Source organism: Larkinella arboricola, assembly GCF_003259745.1.
Lineage (GTDB): Bacteria > Bacteroidota > Bacteroidia > Cytophagales > Spirosomataceae > Larkinella > Larkinella arboricola.
Genome location: NZ_QLMC01000003.1, coordinates 716,853 through 733,419 on the forward strand (window position 1 = coordinate 716,853; position 16,567 = coordinate 733,419).

The following is a 16,567-nucleotide window of genomic DNA, read 5'->3' on the forward strand; positions in this document are numbered from 1 at the left end:
AACTTTTATAGAAATAGACTTCCTCCAGCTACTTTATGGATTTATTTTGTACTTTTCGAGGTCGCTGGAAAGGTGCAGCGGGTGGAATGAATCGACTCGATTGACACGATAGAGAAGTCCAGTTTATCAGCTTTGAAAAGGATCGAATCCGGAATGGGGGCCTTCACCTCCAAATTACCGTGGGTTGGAACGACCATCTTTACGGTTATGTCGAAATTGGCAAACGAAGCGGGGGCCATTAACCTGTCGCAGGGCTTTCCGGGCTTCGACTGTTCGCCGGACCTGGTGGCGCTGGTGGAACACTACCTGAAAACAGGATTTAACCAGTATGCCCCGATGACCGGTGTACCGGCCCTGCGGGAAGCCCTGGCGCAGAAAACCGAGCAGTTGTACGGAGTCTGTTACCATCCGGAAACCGAAGTAACCGTTACATCCGGTGCTACCGAAGCGTTATTTGCGGCCATTACGGCGGTGATCCGCCCCGGCGACGAGGTAATCGTCTTCGAACCGGCGTACGACAGCTACGTTCCGGCCATTGAACTGAACGGCGGCATACCGGTTTTTGTAACCCTGACGCCACCCACTTACGCCATCGATTGGAACACCGTTCGGGCAAAGATTACCGAAAAAACACGGCTCATCATTGTTAATACGCCCCACAACCCCACCGGACGCGTCTGGACGGCGGATGATCTGGAGCAACTGGCCGCGCTGGTCAAACACCGTGACATCTGGATTGTGAGCGATGAGGTTTACGAGCACATCCGCTTCGACGGCCGACCGCACCGGTCGCTGGCAACCCATCCGGTTTTGCAGGAACGTACGTTTGTCTGCGGCTCGTTCGGTAAAACGTTTCACATCACCGGCTGGAAGATTGGTTACTGCCTGGCCCCAAAGGAACTGACCACCGAATTTCGAAAAATCCACCAGTACCTAACGTTCAGCACCGTTACACCGATTCAGCACGCGCTGGCCGATTACCTGAAAAATCCGGAACACTACGAAACCCTGCCCGATTTCTACGAGCGGAAGCGGGACCTGTTTCTGGACAGCATTCGCGGATCGCGGTTCGGGTTTCAGCCGACCGAGGGGAGTTTCTTCCAGACCGTTTCGTACCAGGCCATTACGGATGAATCGGATTACGATCTGGCGGTCCGGTTAACCCGGGAGATTGGTGTCGCGTCGATCCCGGTTTCGGTGTTTTACAATCAGAAAAACGATTACAGAATCCTTCGTTTCTGCTTCGCCAAAGACGACGAGACGCTGCTCCGGGCTGGTGAGCGGCTGAGCCAATTGTAACCTACCCCGTCTGTCGGCAAACGAAAAAAAACAGGCCAGAGAAAATGCTCTGGCCCGATCTTAAAACTGAATACGGCCCAGCACTTTATCCAGTTCAACGGTAGCCGTCAGGTAGTCGTAAATGGCCTGTAAGTAATTGGATTTGGCCTGCGTGAGCGAGAGTTCGGCGTCGGAGAGATCCAGCCGCGACGCGATGCCCTGTTTCCAGCGGTCGCGCGTAATGCGATACCCCAATTCGGCCACGGTAACGGTTTGCTGCTGGGTGGCAATGCGCAGCCGGGATTCCTCTACAGTCGAAAGGCTGATCTTCACCTGAGCGCGGACAATTTCCTTTAAATTGAGCAGTTGCGTTTCGCTTTGCTGACGGGAAATGACGGCCTGCTGAATCCGCGAAACCGTCCGGAAACCGCTAAAAATCGGAATGTTTAGCTGCAAACCAATATAGGAACTAAGCGGCCAGCTATACTGATCAACGCGGAGATGATTGGCCTGCGCCTGCGATTGCAGCAAGCCAATGGCCGACAATTTGGGCGCCCGCTCAGCGGTTTGTAAGGCAATTTGTTCCCGGTTCAGCTTTTCCGTTAACTCCAGCCGATGCACTTCCGGCCGGGCCTGAACGGCATCCAGAAAAGCATCGGTTCCGGGCGCAACAAACGCGACCGGATCGTAGTTCAGCGAATCCTGAAGCTCCACGGTTTCGCGTTCGTCCAGGCCCACGGTTCGTTTCAAAACCGTCTTGGTAATTTCAACCCGGTTGGTCAGGCGGATGATTTCCGGGCGCAGATTTTCAACCGATACAAATGCCCGCAGCGTGTCAACCCGCGAAGCCCGGCCCTGGGCTAGCAGCGACCGGGCATCTTTCAGGGCCTGTTCGTTCCGCGCCAAACTCTGCTGCTGAAGCCGAAGCTGTTCCTGCGTAATGAGCACATCCAGGTAGGCTTTCTTCACGTCGGTCACGACAGTAGCCCGAACTTCGTTGCGTTCTTCCGCCGAAGCCTTTTCGAAAATCTGCGCGGCCCGGATACCCGAACCAATGCCCGCCTGAAACAACGGCTGCGAAACCGCCACTCCGCCCAGCAAGGCGTTTGATCCACCCACCCGGAAGGTGGCCAGGTCATTTTCGCCCAAACCGACAAAACTTCCCGGTAAAAAAGACACCTGTTTCAGCGGAAAATACATATACTGGGCCGAAGCCGATACCGTGGGGAGAGCATAACTGCGGGCTTCGCGCACTTTCTCGGTCGCCCGGGCGGTTTCCAGCGTCGCTACCTGGAGGTCACGGTTTTTCTCCAGGGCCAGCCCGACGGCGCTCTGCATGGTTAGCGAGCGAGGCTGCGCGGAGGCTGGCAGGGCGCTGATCAGGCGTAAAGTCAAAAAAATAAGTAGCGTATGATACGGTTTCATGATACGTTTCGGAGGAGTTTAAACAAGTTCCGGCACTTCTTCGGGCTTCGGTTTCGGAACGCGGGAGAAGTATGAATACACCGCCGGAATGATATAAAGCGTTAGCAGACCGGCGAACAGCAAACCGCCAACGATTACGGTGCCGAGCGAATTGCGGCTGTTTTCGGTCAGCGCAATCGGAATGGCCCCGAAGATCATGGCGAGGCTGGTCATCAGGATCGGGCGGAATCGGGAGGCTGCGGCCACTTTGGCGGCTTCCAGCGTATTCAGGCCCTGTTCTTTGCTCTGGTTGGCAAATTCCACGATCAGAATACCGTTCTTCGTAATCAACCCAATGAGGGTGATGATGCCGATCTGACTGAAAATATTCAGCGTTTGCCCGAAAATCCAGAGACTCAGCAGGGCACCCGTCATGGCCATCGGTACGGTCAGCAGAATAATGAACGGGTCGATGAGGCTTTCGAACTGGGCCGCCAGAAGCAGGTAAATCAGCACCAGGGCAAAAATGAACGCGAACAGCAGACTCGACGAGCTTTCCGAGAAATCGCGCGATTCGCCGGCCAGCGAGGTTTTGATGCTCGGCGGAAGCACTTTTTTGGCAATCCGGTTCATCTCGGACACACCATCGCCAATGGTTTTTCCCGGTGCCAACCCGCCCGATACCGTCGCCGAAATGGCCTGATCGTAGCGGTAAATGGCCGCCGGACTAACACTTTCCCGGAACGAAACCAGGTTGTCGAGCGAAACCATGTCACCGGTTCGGGTGCGGACAAACAGGGCTTTCAGGTCGTAGGGCGTGTCGCGTTCCTGCCGTTGCAACTGCCCGATTACTTCGTACTGCCGGTCGTTGTAAATGAAATACCCGTAGCGTTGACCACTCAGCGCCAGTTGGAGACTGCGGGCAATTTCGGCCACCGAAATTCCCAGCTCAGCGGCTTTGTCGCGGTCAATTTTCAGCACCAGTTCGGGCTTGTTTACTTTCAGATCCGAATCCACAAACCGCAGGACATCGCTCTTGCGGGCCTCGGCCATAAATTTGGGCAGCACATCGGTCAGGGCCGCCAGATTCTGGGCCTGAAGGACATACTGCACGGGTTGCGCCTGACCAAACCGGCTGCCGATGGTGGGCGGCTGAACCGGAAAAACCATCACACCACGGAATTGCTGGGCATTGCGGGAATAAATCTCAAACACATCGGCCTGCGTGGTGGTCCGCTCACCGGCTTTTTTCAGAAACGTGTTCTGAACGGCAATGTTGACCGGCGCGGGTGGGCCAAACGTGAGCGCCAGAATCGAATACGTCTGAAACAAACCCGGTGTTGAATCGACCGAAAACCGGGCAATCTCGTTCATGTATTTTTCCGTATACTCATACGAAGAACCTTCGGGTGCCAGCACCGCCAGACTGATTTGCGAACGGTCTTCCAGCGGAGCCAGCTCGGACGGTAATTGCCGACCAATGATATAAATCAGCCCGAACGTAGCCGCCAGCGCCACAAAAGCCGTCCAGCGATACCGTAAAAACCAGCTCAACGATTTTTCGTAAGCCCGGTTTAAGGCGACAAAATACGGCTCGGTTTTGCGGTACAGCCAATTCGGTTTTTCCTGATGTTTCAGCAGGTACGCACTCATCATCGGCGACAGCGTGAGCGCCACAAAAGCCGACACCAGCACCGAACCCGCTACGACAATGGCAAATTCCTGAAAGAGTTTGCCGGTAATACCGGGTAAAAAAAGGATCGGCAGAAAAACAGCCGCCAGCGTGATGGTGGTCGAAATGACGGCGAAGTAGATTTCCGACGACCCTTTGAAAGCCGCCTGAATCGGGCTCATGCCTTCTTCAACTTTGGCGTAGATGTTTTCCAGCACCACAATGGCGTCATCCACCACCAGCCCAATGGCCAACACAAGCGCCAGCAGGGTCAGAATGTTGATGGAATAACCGGCCACGTACATGATGAAAAAGGCCGAGATGATGGAAACCGGAATGGCAACAACCGGAATGATGGTCGAGCGCCAGTCGCGTAGGAAGATGAACAGGATTAGAATCACCAGTCCGAAGGCAATGAACAGCGTTTCTTCCACTTCCGAAATGGACGCCCGAATGGGTTCTGTAAAGTCTTTTCCGATGGTCAGTTCATAATCAGACGGTATTTCCCGGCGCAACTCTTTCAGCCGCCGGTAAAACTCGTCGGCAATCGCAACGGCATTGGCACCCCGCTGCGGCTCAACGAACACCCCAATGGTGGGCGAATTTCCTTTCAGGCTGTTCAGAATGGCCGTCCGTTCGTTTTCGGCTCCCAGTTCTGCGTAGCCAATGTCTTTAAACCGGATGATGGTGCTGCCCTCCTGGCGAATAATCATGTTGTTGAAATCCCTTTCCTGCGTCAGACGGCCCAGCGTCCTGACGGTTAGTTCATTCTGATCACCTTCCACCCGACCCGACGGTAAATCCACGTTTTCCTTGCGGAGCGCCTGTTCAATGTCCGAGGGCGTGAGCTGATAGGCCGCCAGTTTGGCCGGATCAATCCGTAACCGCATGGCGTACTTTTTCTCCCCGGCAATCCCCACCCGTTTTACCCCGGGAATGGTCTGCATCCGTTCCTTAATGACCGTTGAAGCGATGTTACTCACCTCCAGAATGTTACGGGTTTTGCTTTCGACGGCCATAAAAATTACAACATCGCCCGCATTGGCTTTTTCCACAATCGGCGGGTCCACGTCGCCGGGCAGCAATCGCCGGGCTTTGGTTACTTTGTCGCGTACGTCGTTGGCGGCCGCTTCCAGATCGGCATCGAGGTTAAACTCAACGGTAATCACGCTGGCGGCTTCGCGCGAAACCGACGAAATGGTTCGAATACCGTTGGCTTCTCCGATGGATTCTTCGAGCGGTTTCGTAATCTGGTAGGCAATGACATCGGGGCTGGCCCCCGGATAGGTGGTCGTGACAGTGACAATGGGCGAATCCGTCACCGGATATTCCCGGACTCCCAGGTATGAAAACCCGACGATTCCGAACAGAATAATCAATACGGAGAGTACACCGGCCAGCACGGGCCGTTGAATACTAATTCCTGATAAACTCATGATTGTAGTGATGTGATGGCCTTTTGATCGCGTAAAAAAGGCCGTGGTTAAATACCGTAGCTAGCTATACGTCCTCCATTCAGTTCACGTTAGCGGCTCTGACGGCAACGCCCGGTTCCAGACGCAGCAGGTTGGTGGTCAAAACGGTATCGCCCAGGGATAAGCCTTCCAGAATCTGAACGGTTCCTTTGGAGCGGCTGCCCGTTTTCAGTTCCCGCTGCTCGGCTTTGCCGTTTTTAAGGGCAAACGATGAATAGCCTTTGGCGTTGGGAATCAGGGCCTGCGTGGGAATCAGAATACCGTCGGTGCTGGTGCGCAGGGTGAATGCAATTTTCGCCGATGAACCGGGGACTAATTTCCCGTTGCGGTTTTCGCTAATAGCTTTTACCAGCAAACTCCGGGTGTTCAGATCGGTTTTGGGCTCGGTTGCAACGACGCTGCCCCGGAACGGCTGGTTGCTGTTTTCGGTGGTAAATTGTATCGTCTGGCCAATTCGAACGGCAGAAGCGTATTTTTCGGGAACTGTAAAGGCTACTTCCACCCGGCTGACATCATCCAGCGCCGTCAAAACCGTTGACGGTGTTACGTAAGCGCCAACATCCACTTTGTTCAGACCCAGTCGGCCGGAAAAGGGCGCGCGGATTTCGGTTTTGGCCAGTTCTACGTCTACAATGGCCATTTCCGCCTGCAATACACTCAGGTTGGTAGCAATCTGATCGTACTCCTGCTGATTCACGGCCTCGGTCGCCAGCAGTTCGCGAAACCGTTTTTCGTCCAGACGGGCCAGCTTTTCCTGTAGCGCGATTTTTTTCTTTTTCGCCAGCAAATCGGCATCATCCAGCTTAAACAGCAGCGTTCCCTGCGTCACGTAACTTCCTTCCCGGGCGTAAATCCGGGTTAACTTGCGGGCCACTTCGCTCACCAGATCCACTTCCTGATTGGCCGCGATGGTGCCGGTGGTTTGCAGCTCATCGGTAATGGTCTCCGCTTTCACCACAAACACGTCCGCCGGAATCCGGTGATCGTCGGGCGCAACGGCTGCGGTGGTTAGTTTTTTGACGGGCTCGGCTTTGTTGGAAAAAAGCTTAGGGGTAAACACGAAGAACGCTATCGTCAATACGAAGATGCTGATCATCAATGATACGGTCCGAATCGATTGTTGAGATTCCATGAGGAGAATTTTTTATTGTTTCAATGTTCTACAAATATCGAACTTTAATTGTTTTATGGTTTTCGAACAAGGCACTTGAAAAATGGGTTCCATCGTTTATAAAAAAAGACTTGAATTTTTTTTACGCTAATAATCGTTGTATTAGCAACTCATGTAGCTACTTCTTTCGGGAAGGGGCCACACTGGAAATCGAAAAACTAAAATGAAACAATATCAACATCCGACCCTCGACCAGATTACCCTGACGGGCATCCTGCATGCCCTCAGCGATCCGGTTCGTCTGAATTACGTCCAGTGTTTAGCCCGCGAACTGGATGAGCGCCCCTGCGGGACCATTCCCACCCCGGTGGCTAAATCAACGATGTCTCATCATTTGCGCGTTCTGCGCGAAGCGGGACTGGTTCGCATTCGAACCGAAGGAACTCAAAGTTTAACGTCTCTGCGATTAAACGAGGTGGAGTCTAAATTTCCGGGTATTCTGAAAGCGGTTTTGAAAGCGGCCAGTCAGGAACAGCCGCTCGAAAAATAGCGGCACACCGAGGGAATAGCCCAGTTGCCGGTCAAAGCTTGCGTATCAACCCTGGCAAAACCACTTATATCTACTCTATATATTTTATAGTGATTCACCTTAAAAACAGAGCCAGAAAAACCTCTGGCTCTGTTTTTACAAACGCTTTCCATCCTTTTTTTTCAAACTCCGGCGTTATGCTGGTCTGAAATCCGGATACTCCCGAATGGATGGCGTATTATTTTACACGGACACAGCGAAATCCCAGGTTGTTGCTCCCGCTGCTTACCTCGCCTTTGCCCCGGCTTCCGGCCTTGTAGCGAATGCAATAGTCATCACTGCACAGAAACGAGCCACCCCGCTGCACGTACTTCACCGCGCCGGGTTCGTCGGGATCGTAGCTATCCTGCGGCCCCGTTGGATTACTCTTCGGACTATTTCGGTAATAATCAGGCCGGTACAAATCCTGACACCACTCCCAGACGTTGCCGTCCATGTCGTATAACCCGTACGGATTGGCCGGAAACGACTGAACCGGTGCGGCTGCGGCATAGCCGTCTTCCTTCGTGTTTTTACTCGGAAAATCGCCCTGGTAAATATTGGCAATCCACTTGCCGCCCGGTTTGAGTTCTTCACCCCAGTAATAGGTACGGTTTCCTTTACCGCCCTGGGCGGCAAACTCCCATTCGGCTTCGGTCGGCAGGCGCTTCCCGGCCCATTTGGCATAGGCGGCAGCATCTTCGTAGCTTACGTGCACGACCGGCAAGTTTTCGCGGCCTTTGATGCTGCTGTTCGGTCCTTCGGGATGCCGCCAACTGGCTCCACTGACGTACTCCCACCATTGCAGCGGGTTATCCAGCGATACTTTCTGCATCGGGGGCGTAAACACCGCCGATCCCGGCACCAGCTTATCCGCCGGAACGCCCGGATAATCTTTCGGATTCAGCGGACGCTCGGCCACGGTGACGTAATTCGTTGCGGCCACAAAACGGGCAAACTCAGCGTTCGTGACTTCGTGTTTATCCATCCAGAACCCGTTAACCGTCACGGTATGCAGCGGGCGGGCATCCGGAAACTCGTCGGAACCCATCTGGAACGTGCCACCCGGTATCCAGACCATATCGTCCATGCCGCCTTCCCCGGCGGTTGCGGTAACAGAAGCCGCCTGCCGGATAGCCGCCGACCGGGATGGCATTCCTTTCGCAACGCAATGCGCTCCGCTGTCGGTTTCGGCCGTTTGTTCAGCGGTCGATTTCTTTTCCGAATTACAGGCTGTAAACCCTGCCAGAAAAACGCTGCAAAACAGCATTCTCATCAGGCACTTGCACACTGTTTTACTCCCCGCCTTCCACAATCCTGAGCGCTTCATCGTCTTTATACTTCCGAATTTGGTCTTTCAGTTTATTCTTCAAATCGGCGGCAATCGCTTCATATCCTTTAACACCGTACAGATTCCGGAGTTCCTGCGGGTCTTTTTTCAGGTCGTATAGTTCCCAATAGTCTTTGGGGCCATAGAACCGGACGATTTTGTACTGGCTGGAACGCAGGCCAATGTGGGGTGCAACGCGGTGCGGTTCCGGATATTCGTAATAATGGTAATAGGCTTCCTGCCGCCAGTTTGTCTTCTGGCCTTTCAGCAACGGCAGAAACGACACCCCCTGAATGTCCTTGGGAATGGCGGTTCCGGTCAGGTTGAGCAGCGTCGGCGCCCAGTCGATGTTGGAAACGAGTTGGTTTACCTGCGTACCCGGTTTGATCACACCCGGATAGCGAATAACAAACGGCGTTTTCAGCGATTCTTCGTAGATAAACCGCTTGTCGAACCAGCCGTGTTCGCCCAGGTAAAAGCCCTGATCGGATGCGTAAATAATGACGGTATTTTTGGCCAGTCCGGATTTATCCAAATAATCGAGCAGTGTGCCGATGTTGCGGTCCAGCGAGTTGGCCGTCGCCAGATAATCCTTCAAATACCGCTGAAATTTCCACTCCACCAATGCCTTGCCGCTGAGTTTTTTCTCGTCAAACTCCTTGCTGATCTTATTTTCGTAGTAGTCGTAAAACTTCTTTTTTTCTTCCGGCGAAAACCGGTTATACGCTCCTCTTTTATCGTAATCAAGGTGCACTTTCAGGTCTTCTTTCAGGCGCATCGTTTTGTCGATGGTCATGTCCTGATTTTTGGCCGCATCCCGGTTTTCGTATTCATCATAAAACGTTGCCGGTAGCGGGAACGTCACGTTATCGTACGCACCCAGGTCCTGGATATCGGGTAGCCATTCGCGGTGCGTCGCTTTGTGCCCCACCACCAGAAAGAACGGTTTCGATTTGTCCCGCCCATTCAGCCAGTCGAGCGACAGTTTGGTGGTGACATTGGTGACATAACCCGGATAGCGGGTGGTATCGCCCTTACCATTTACAAAATCCGGGCTGTAATACTGTCCCTGACCGGGCAGCACATTCAGGTAATCAAACCCGTGCGGCAGAGCCCCCAGGTGCATTTTTCCGATCCAGGCGGTTTGGTAACCGTTTTTCTGTAACTCTTCGGGAAACACCGGCTGATTGATTTCAAACTTCCGTTCGTTCACTTTGTAGCCATTCAGGTGGCTGTATTTCCCGGTCAGCAACGTTGCCCGGCTGGGGCCGCAGATGGAATTGGTTACGACGTTATTGTGCAGAATCGCGCCTTCCCGGGCAATCCGGTCAATGTTCGGGGTTTTTGCCAGTTTACTGCCGTAGGCACCGATGGCCTGATAGGCGTGGTCATCGGAAAAAATAAAAATAACGTTGGGCCGGGTTGTTTGCTGCGCTTCCGACTCCTTCGGTTTATAACCAGGAACCGTCACCAGTAAAGCCGCCAGCACCGCTGCTGCACTAATCATACTTACGCCAATTCGTAGATTCATTTCAGTTACTATTTATTTAATTGAGTTACTGCTTCTTCCGGCCATAACACCGGTTTTCCAGTGTTTTTAAACGTAGGCATCTGGGCATTCCAGGTCTTTAACTGTTTAGTAAGCAGCAAAGCCAGTTCTTTTACTTTTTCTGGTTGTTCGTCCGCGCGATTTTTTAGCTCGCCAATATCATCCTTCAGGTTGTAAAGTTCCAAACCCGCCGTCCGGTGGTCATACACCAGTTTCCAGTTGCCCTGCCGGATACCGCTGGCCCAGTGCAGCATCGGCCCTTCGGCCGCAATCCAGCGGTTCGGGTGGTGCCAGACCAGTGCACGGGTGTCGTCTTTCAGCGTCGGGTTTCGGAGCAGCGGCAGAAACGACTGACCGTCAATAGACTGAACGGTTGACGGTTTCTGAACGCCCGCAATTTCCAGAATCGTCGGAAAAAAGTCTTCAATAATCAGGTATTGCTCAGCCACCCCACCCGGTTTGACGACGCCCGGCCAGCGCACCAGCATCGGCTCCCGGATACCGCCCTCGTATACCGACCCCTTACCCGCTCGCAGCGGCAGATTGTGTGTGTGTTCCGGGCCGCCCCGTTGCGGTTTGGTGCTCAGGCCGCCGTTGTCCGACATAAAAATAACTACGGTATTGTCGGCAATCTTACGTTCGTCCAGAAAATTCAGCAGGTCGCCCAGGCTCTTATCCATGCCTTCCACCAGCGACGCGTAGTTGGCTTCGATGCTATCCAGACCGGCTTTCCGGTACTTTTCCACAAACCGCTGATCGGCCATGATGGGCGTATGAACGGCGTACTGGCCGACATACAGAAAGAACGGCTGTTTGCTTTGAATCGGTTTATCCAGCGCCCTGATGGCTTCGAGGGTTAGGGCTTCGGTCAGGAAAACGTCTTTGCCGTGGTAGGCTTCCAGTCCCGGAACGGCATTGCGGTTCGGTTTTCCGTTGGCCGGTCGGTCATAGTTTTCGGTTCCTAAATAACTGGCCGGGTGCCCGATTTCACTGCCGGCAATGTTCACCTGAAAACCCAGATTCTTCGGGTCCGCGCCGGGCGTTCCCGCCGAACCAAAATGCGCTTTTCCGGTGTGAATGGTATAATAACCGTTCTGGCTCAACAAGGCGGGCAATGGCGTTGCGTGGAAGGTGTGTTCAATACCGGCCACCGGGCTCAGACCGTTGATGTTCCAATCCACCGAATTCAGGGTGGAATCCGCATAATCCGTGTTTTTGTTCCTGTTGGGCGAAGTCCAGTGCGTAATTCGGCTATGGGCCGTGTTCACACCACTCAGCAGGCTCGTGCGGGTGGGTGTACAAACCGGCTGGGCGTACGCATTCGTAAATTTCAGTCCTTCCTTCGCCAGCCGTTCCATGTTCGGCGTGCGATACCGGCGGTTCAGATCAGTTACCTGCTTCCAGAATGGTACGGACGTATCCTGCCAGCCCATGTCATCGACCAGAAAAACGACGATATTAGGCCGAGCCGGTTTCTGGGCAAAACCCCCGTTCCCGGCGAAAAGCAGCAAACCGATGAGCGCCCAGGTTTTTAACAAAATGTTACCCATACATTAAAAATTTAAACTTACCTCCACCGAACCTGAAAGGCCTGGGGCGGAGACGAGCCTTTGGGGCATACTATCCATCCGTTATTTATAGCCTTCGTTCTGCTTCAGGTTCGGGTTCCGGTCAATTTCGCTCTGCGGCAACGGAAACAGAACCTGGTAATCAAACGCTATTTTACCCCGCGCTTTGGCATATTCGATGAATTTGCCGTGACGGATCAAATCCTGCCGACGGAGTTCTTCCGAGAAAAACTCCCAGCCGCGCTCCTTCAGCAAATGCGCCCGCAGCGTTTCTTTGGACGCAAAATTGCCAGGTTTGAGCGCAGCCACACCCGCCTTCGCCCGCACTTGGTTGATCAGGTCGATGGCTTCCTGCGTGGGGCCGCTTAGTTCGTTGAGTGCTTCGGCGCGAGTCAGCAGAATATCGGCGTAGCGGTACACCGGGAAATCGTTGCCCATCACCTCGCCGGTCGCGCTCAAATCCTCCCTGAACTTAAAGCTACGAACATCATCGGTTCCGAGCTTAATAATTTTGCCGTTAATGTCCTCGTATTCCGTAATAATGGCCTGACGCCGTTGGTCGGCGGGATCAAAGGTATTGTAAAAAGCCGACAACGTTTTTAACTGCGTGGCATAATTGGTTTTGGGTGCCGTTCTGAATTTATAGTTTGGCGGGGCGGCATGGGGCATATAATTGTCGCCTAAACCCGGCTGCGCCAGACTGGGCCGGATGTAGATAAACTCGCTGTTTTTCTCGTTGGCAATGTCAAATAAATCCGTCCGATTCGGGCCACTGAACAACTGATACACGTTCAGGTCGATGACCTTTTTGGCGGTTTCGGCGGTTTCCTGCCACTTTTTATTGTTCAGGTAAAACCGGGTCAGCAACGACAAAGCCGCTCCTTTGGTCGCCCGACCGTACTGGCTGGCAACAGTCGGTAAAATATCGGCAACGGCTTTAAACTCCGTTTCGACAAACCGGATAAACTCCTCCTGCGTCGCCCGGCCCGGGCGGTCGTCACTGCTGGTGGTACTGCTGGTAATCAGCGGAACCGGCCCGAAAAGCTCGTACAACGTCTGGTAGGCACTGGCCCGCAGAAACCGGGCTTCGGCCAGAATCTGGGTCTTCCGGGTTTCATTCATCGAAATAGCGGGTACCTGATCCAGAATCAGATTGGTCCGGTAGATGGTGCGGTAATGTAGCGACCAGGCGGTTTCGAAAAACTCATGGGCGGCATTCCAGGTGAAGTCTTCCAGCGGCTGGGCCAGACTCCGTAAACCGCCTTCCCGATCAATCAGCAGGTCGGTTGTTACCTCGGCCATCAACAGGTAATTCCGGAAACCCCGGCGTTGCTCCACCGAATAAGCCGAGTTCAGCAAGCCTTCGGCATCGTCGGCTTTCTGGAAAAAATTGTTAGGTCCGAAGGCGGAATAGACTTCTTCCTCCAGTGGGTTTGCACAACCCGTCAACAGGCCAATCAGGGCGAAATAGAGTATCTTCTTCATGAAAGTTCGTAGTTAAAAAGTAAGGTTCAGGCCCACGGTATAGGTTCTCGTCAGCGGATACGCATTGTAATCCGCCCGGACATTCGAGGTACCAAATGCGCTCACCTCGGGATCAGAACCGGTGTAGTTTGTGATCGTGAACAGGTTCTGGCCCGTTACATAAAGCTGGGCACTTCGGATAAACTTCACGCTCGTAACCGGGATGTTGTACGCCAGTTGAACGTTTCTCAGCCGAATGAACGAAGCATCTTCCACGGCCCGGCCGTTGATGTTGGTTGCATAAGCCACCTTTGGCGGAATGCCGGATGAGTTGGCGTTGGTCGGATTGGTAGGCGTCCAGCGGTCGGTATAGGACTCGGCCAGTCGGTTGCGCCGGAACGAGATCGGGTTTTCGGATTCGGTACGGTTCAGGTTGAACACGCTGCTCCCCTGCACCCCCTGCAAAAAGAACGACAGCGTCAGCGGCCCGTAGGAAAAGTCGTTGTTGAAGCCAAAGGTGTAATTTGGAAACGGTGACCCCAGAATGGTCCGGTCGGCGGTGGTGATCTGGCCATCGCCGTTGATGTCGCGGTACCGGTATTCGCCGGGGTTGGCCAGCGGTTGCGGAGACGATTTGATGTTGTCGCCCAGTTGATAAACGCCGTCGATCACGTAGCCAAAAAACGAGTTCAGCGGCTGCCCCTTCTGAATAATGCTGAAATCTTTCGAGAAACCGGCTTCACCCTGAAGGATGTACGGCAGTCCGGCCAGATCGGTTACTTCGTTGCGAATCAGCGTGAAATTAACCGACGACCGCCAGGTAAACGGTTTCTGAATGTTGATGGTATTCAGCGTGATTTCCAGACCGTTATTTTTCATGGCACCCACGTTTTTGAAGGTGGTAGAAAAACCAGTCGTGCGCGGTACGGGAAGCTGGAGCAGCAGGTCCTGCGTGTTTTTATGGAAATAATCGATAGAACCCGTCAGCCGGTTGCCAAACAGGCCAAAATCCAGACCAAGGTCAAGCTGGGCGGTGGTTTCCCACTTCAGATCGGGGTTCGGCAATTGCGTAGTCGAAACGCCCACGTACGAAACACCGTCGAAAATCGCATTGCCCTGTGGCCCGAGCAACACCAGCGATTTGTAACTGCCAATGTCCTGATTCCCCGTCAAACCGTAGCTGCCACGCAATTTCAAATCTGATAATACCGTGATGCCTTTCAGAAAGTCTTCTTCCTTAATTCGCCAGCCAAGCGCCACCGACGGGAAGAAGCCGAATTTGTTGTTCTGCCCAAACCGCGACGAACCGTCGGCCCGGAACGAAGCCGTCAGCAGGTATTTGTCCAGCAGGTTATAATTGACCCGGCCCAGATACGACTGAAGCTGGTTCTGGTTCCGGCCCGAACCCACGTCAAACGTCGTGCGGGCACCGGCTGCCAGGTTGTTGGACAGCAGCGCGTCGGACGAAAAATTCTGCGAACCCGCCCCGACGTAATCATTCTGAAATTCCTGATACGTGTAACCGCCCAGCACCTCAAGCCGATGGGCCTCGTTGAAGGTTTTGCTATAGCGGGCCGTCAGCTCGATCAGGTAGTTGCTGGCATTGCTGACCTGCACATCGGCGATTCCGTTTGTGGCCTGACCGCGCCGGGTCTGGCGGGAAATGTAGCTGTCGCGCCGGGCGCTCTGGCGGTCGGTTCCGGCATTGATTTTTACCGACAGTTCGGGCAAAATGAAGTATTCCGCGAAGAGATTTCCGAAGGTTCGGTTGGTTTCGGCCACATCTTTTACTTCGTTGGCCAGCGCCACCGGGTTTTCGAGGTTCACGATGAGCGTCTGGGCGTAGGTTCCGTCGGCGGCCCGGATGGGCAGCGTCGGGTCCTGAAAAATGGCGGTATTGACCACCCCGGCCCCTTCGTTGATGCTGACGCCGTTCGGCACAAAATCGTCTTTGACCAGACTCGTGTTCAGGTTCAGCCCGAACTTGAATTTGTCGTCGTTGTAGGTCAGGTTGGCGCGACCGATGTATTTTTTGAGGCCGGAGCTGATGATGACGCCCTTCTGATCGTAGAAATTGACCGATGCGTAGTAGTTGAATTTATCCTGCCCGCCCGAAAACGCCAACTGGTGGTTGCGGGTGTAGCCCGAACGATAAATCTCTTTCTGCCAGTTGGTTCCGTTGCCAATAGCCGCAATTTGTTCTGACGTAAACTCCGGGGCCAGGCCCTGATCTTTCTTCAGATCGTTCAGCAGGCTGATGTACTGCTGCGTATTGAGCATCGGAATGGTTTTGGCTACATGCTGAAAAGCCGTGTAGGCGTTGTAATTGACTTTCAGCTTGCCTTTCGTCCCCTTTTTGGTGGTCACCAGAATAACCCCGTTGGCGCCCCGCGAACCGTAAATCGCCGTGGCCGATGCGTCTTTGAGCACTTCAATGGATTCAATATCCGCCGGGTTCAGCGCATTCAGCGGGTTACGAACCGCCCCGTCTGTGATGACCGGCGAGTTGGGCACCACGGGCGAGTTGTCGATGGGCAACCCGTCGATGACATACAGCGGCTCGTTGTTGGCGTTGATCGAGTTAGCCCCCCGGATACGGATGGTGACCCCGCCACCGGGTTCGGCGCTGGCCTGCGTGATCTGCACCCCGGCAGCCCGGCCCGCAATGAGTTGATCCACCGATGTCTGAACGCCTTTGTTAAACTCCTTCGAATCCAGCGAACTCACAGCCCCGGTCAGGTCACTTTTCTTCTGGGTACCGTAGCCCACCACGACCACCTCGTTCAGTTGCCGTGTGTCTACAACGAGCTTTACGTCAAGTCTGCTTTTACTATTTACGGCAACTTCCTGCCGGATAAAACCAACGCCTGAAAACACCAGCACCGCATTCGGGGCGGCTGGAAGCTGGTAATTCCCTTCCGCATCCGTGACCGTACCCTGCGTCGTGTTCCTGATCAGCACGTTAATTCCGGGAATACCGTTCCGATCGTCTTCGGACGTAACTTTCCCTCTCACCGGGCTTTGCGAATAACCCGTCAGTTGCAGGAAAAGCCAAAAAGCCGAAAACAGCCGAACGCTGGGCCGTTGCCTGTTTATACGATATAAGTAATTCATGAAGAAGGTAATTTAGGTTTACTTTATAAAATCC

General features: G+C 53.7%; 10 protein-coding genes. 2 read left to right on the plus strand and 8 right to left on the minus strand.

The window, feature by feature from the left end; translation table 11 throughout:
* Positions 1–153: 153 nt before the first annotated feature.
* Complete coding sequence (locus LX87_RS14355; protein WP_111628916.1) at positions 154–1,299, plus strand: methionine aminotransferase; 1,146 nt, start codon at positions 154–156, stop codon at positions 1,297–1,299.
* A gap of 60 nt (positions 1,300–1,359) precedes the next feature.
* On the opposite strand, the gene LX87_RS14360 is transcribed toward LX87_RS14355, so the two are convergent.
* The 3 genes from LX87_RS14360 to LX87_RS14370 form a co-directional block, all read right to left on the minus strand.
* Positions 1,360–2,703, minus strand: a complete 1,344-nt coding sequence (locus LX87_RS14360; RefSeq protein WP_111628917.1) for a TolC family protein — start codon at positions 2,701–2,703, stop codon at positions 1,360–1,362.
* 18 nt (positions 2,704–2,721) lie between these two features.
* Positions 2,722–5,790 (minus strand): efflux RND transporter permease subunit, encoded by a 3,069-nt coding sequence (locus LX87_RS14365; RefSeq protein ID WP_111628918.1) that lies wholly within the window; start codon positions 5,788–5,790, stop codon positions 2,722–2,724.
* Positions 5,791–5,869: 79 nt separating this feature from the next.
* Positions 5,870–6,961, minus strand: a complete 1,092-nt coding sequence (locus tag LX87_RS14370) for an efflux RND transporter periplasmic adaptor subunit (RefSeq protein ID WP_111628919.1) — start codon at positions 6,959–6,961, stop codon at positions 5,870–5,872.
* A 202-nt stretch (positions 6,962–7,163) separates the two neighbouring features.
* Between LX87_RS14370 and LX87_RS14375 the strand changes: the two genes are divergently transcribed.
* The gene (locus tag LX87_RS14375; protein ID WP_111628920.1) at positions 7,164–7,490 is read left to right on the plus strand and encodes an ArsR/SmtB family transcription factor; all 327 of its coding nucleotides are present in this window, start codon (positions 7,164–7,166) and stop codon (positions 7,488–7,490) included.
* 217 nt (positions 7,491–7,707) lie between these two features.
* Here the strand turns inward: LX87_RS14375 and LX87_RS14380 are convergent, their stop codons facing one another.
* From LX87_RS14380 to LX87_RS14400, 5 genes are all read right to left on the minus strand, one after another.
* Entirely contained in the window at positions 7,708–8,784 is a 1,077-nt protein-coding gene (locus LX87_RS14380) for a formylglycine-generating enzyme family protein (protein WP_111628921.1), read from the minus strand.
* A 19-nt stretch (positions 8,785–8,803) separates the two neighbouring features.
* Positions 8,804–10,369: a sulfatase family protein gene (locus LX87_RS14385; RefSeq protein ID WP_111628922.1), complete on the minus strand. Its 1,566-nt coding sequence runs from the start codon at positions 10,367–10,369 to the stop codon at positions 8,804–8,806.
* A gap of 8 nt (positions 10,370–10,377) precedes the next feature.
* Positions 10,378–11,937 (minus strand): sulfatase, encoded by a 1,560-nt coding sequence (locus LX87_RS14390; RefSeq protein WP_111628923.1) that lies wholly within the window; start codon positions 11,935–11,937, stop codon positions 10,378–10,380.
* An 81-nt stretch (positions 11,938–12,018) separates the two neighbouring features.
* Positions 12,019–13,440, minus strand: coding sequence for a RagB/SusD family nutrient uptake outer membrane protein (locus tag LX87_RS14395; protein ID WP_111628924.1), 1,422 nt, complete (start codon positions 13,438–13,440; stop codon positions 12,019–12,021).
* Positions 13,441–13,452: 12 nt separating this feature from the next.
* Positions 13,453–16,533, minus strand: a complete 3,081-nt coding sequence (locus tag LX87_RS14400; RefSeq protein ID WP_111628925.1) for a SusC/RagA family TonB-linked outer membrane protein — start codon at positions 16,531–16,533, stop codon at positions 13,453–13,455.
* Between the last annotated feature and the right edge of the window lie 34 nt (positions 16,534–16,567).

Coding starts and splice junctions, on each gene's coding strand:
- LX87_RS14355 (WP_111628916.1), top strand. CDS start 154: ATGGGGGCCTTCACCTCCAAATTACCGTGGGTTGGAACGACCATCTTT.
- LX87_RS14360 (WP_111628917.1), bottom strand. CDS start 2,703: ATGAAACCGTATCATACGCTACTTATTTTTTTGACTTTACGCCTGATC.
- LX87_RS14365 (WP_111628918.1), bottom strand. CDS start 5,790: ATGAGTTTATCAGGAATTAGTATTCAACGGCCCGTGCTGGCCGGTGTA.
- LX87_RS14370 (WP_111628919.1), bottom strand. CDS start 6,961: ATGGAATCTCAACAATCGATTCGGACCGTATCATTGATGATCAGCATC.
- LX87_RS14375 (WP_111628920.1), top strand. CDS start 7,164: ATGAAACAATATCAACATCCGACCCTCGACCAGATTACCCTGACGGGC.
- LX87_RS14380 (WP_111628921.1), bottom strand. CDS start 8,784: ATGAGAATGCTGTTTTGCAGCGTTTTTCTGGCAGGGTTTACAGCCTGT.
- LX87_RS14385 (WP_111628922.1), bottom strand. CDS start 10,369: ATGAATCTACGAATTGGCGTAAGTATGATTAGTGCAGCAGCGGTGCTG.
- LX87_RS14390 (WP_111628923.1), bottom strand. CDS start 11,937: ATGGGTAACATTTTGTTAAAAACCTGGGCGCTCATCGGTTTGCTGCTT.
- LX87_RS14395 (WP_111628924.1), bottom strand. CDS start 13,440: ATGAAGAAGATACTCTATTTCGCCCTGATTGGCCTGTTGACGGGTTGT.
- LX87_RS14400 (WP_111628925.1), bottom strand. CDS start 16,533: ATGAATTACTTATATCGTATAAACAGGCAACGGCCCAGCGTTCGGCTG.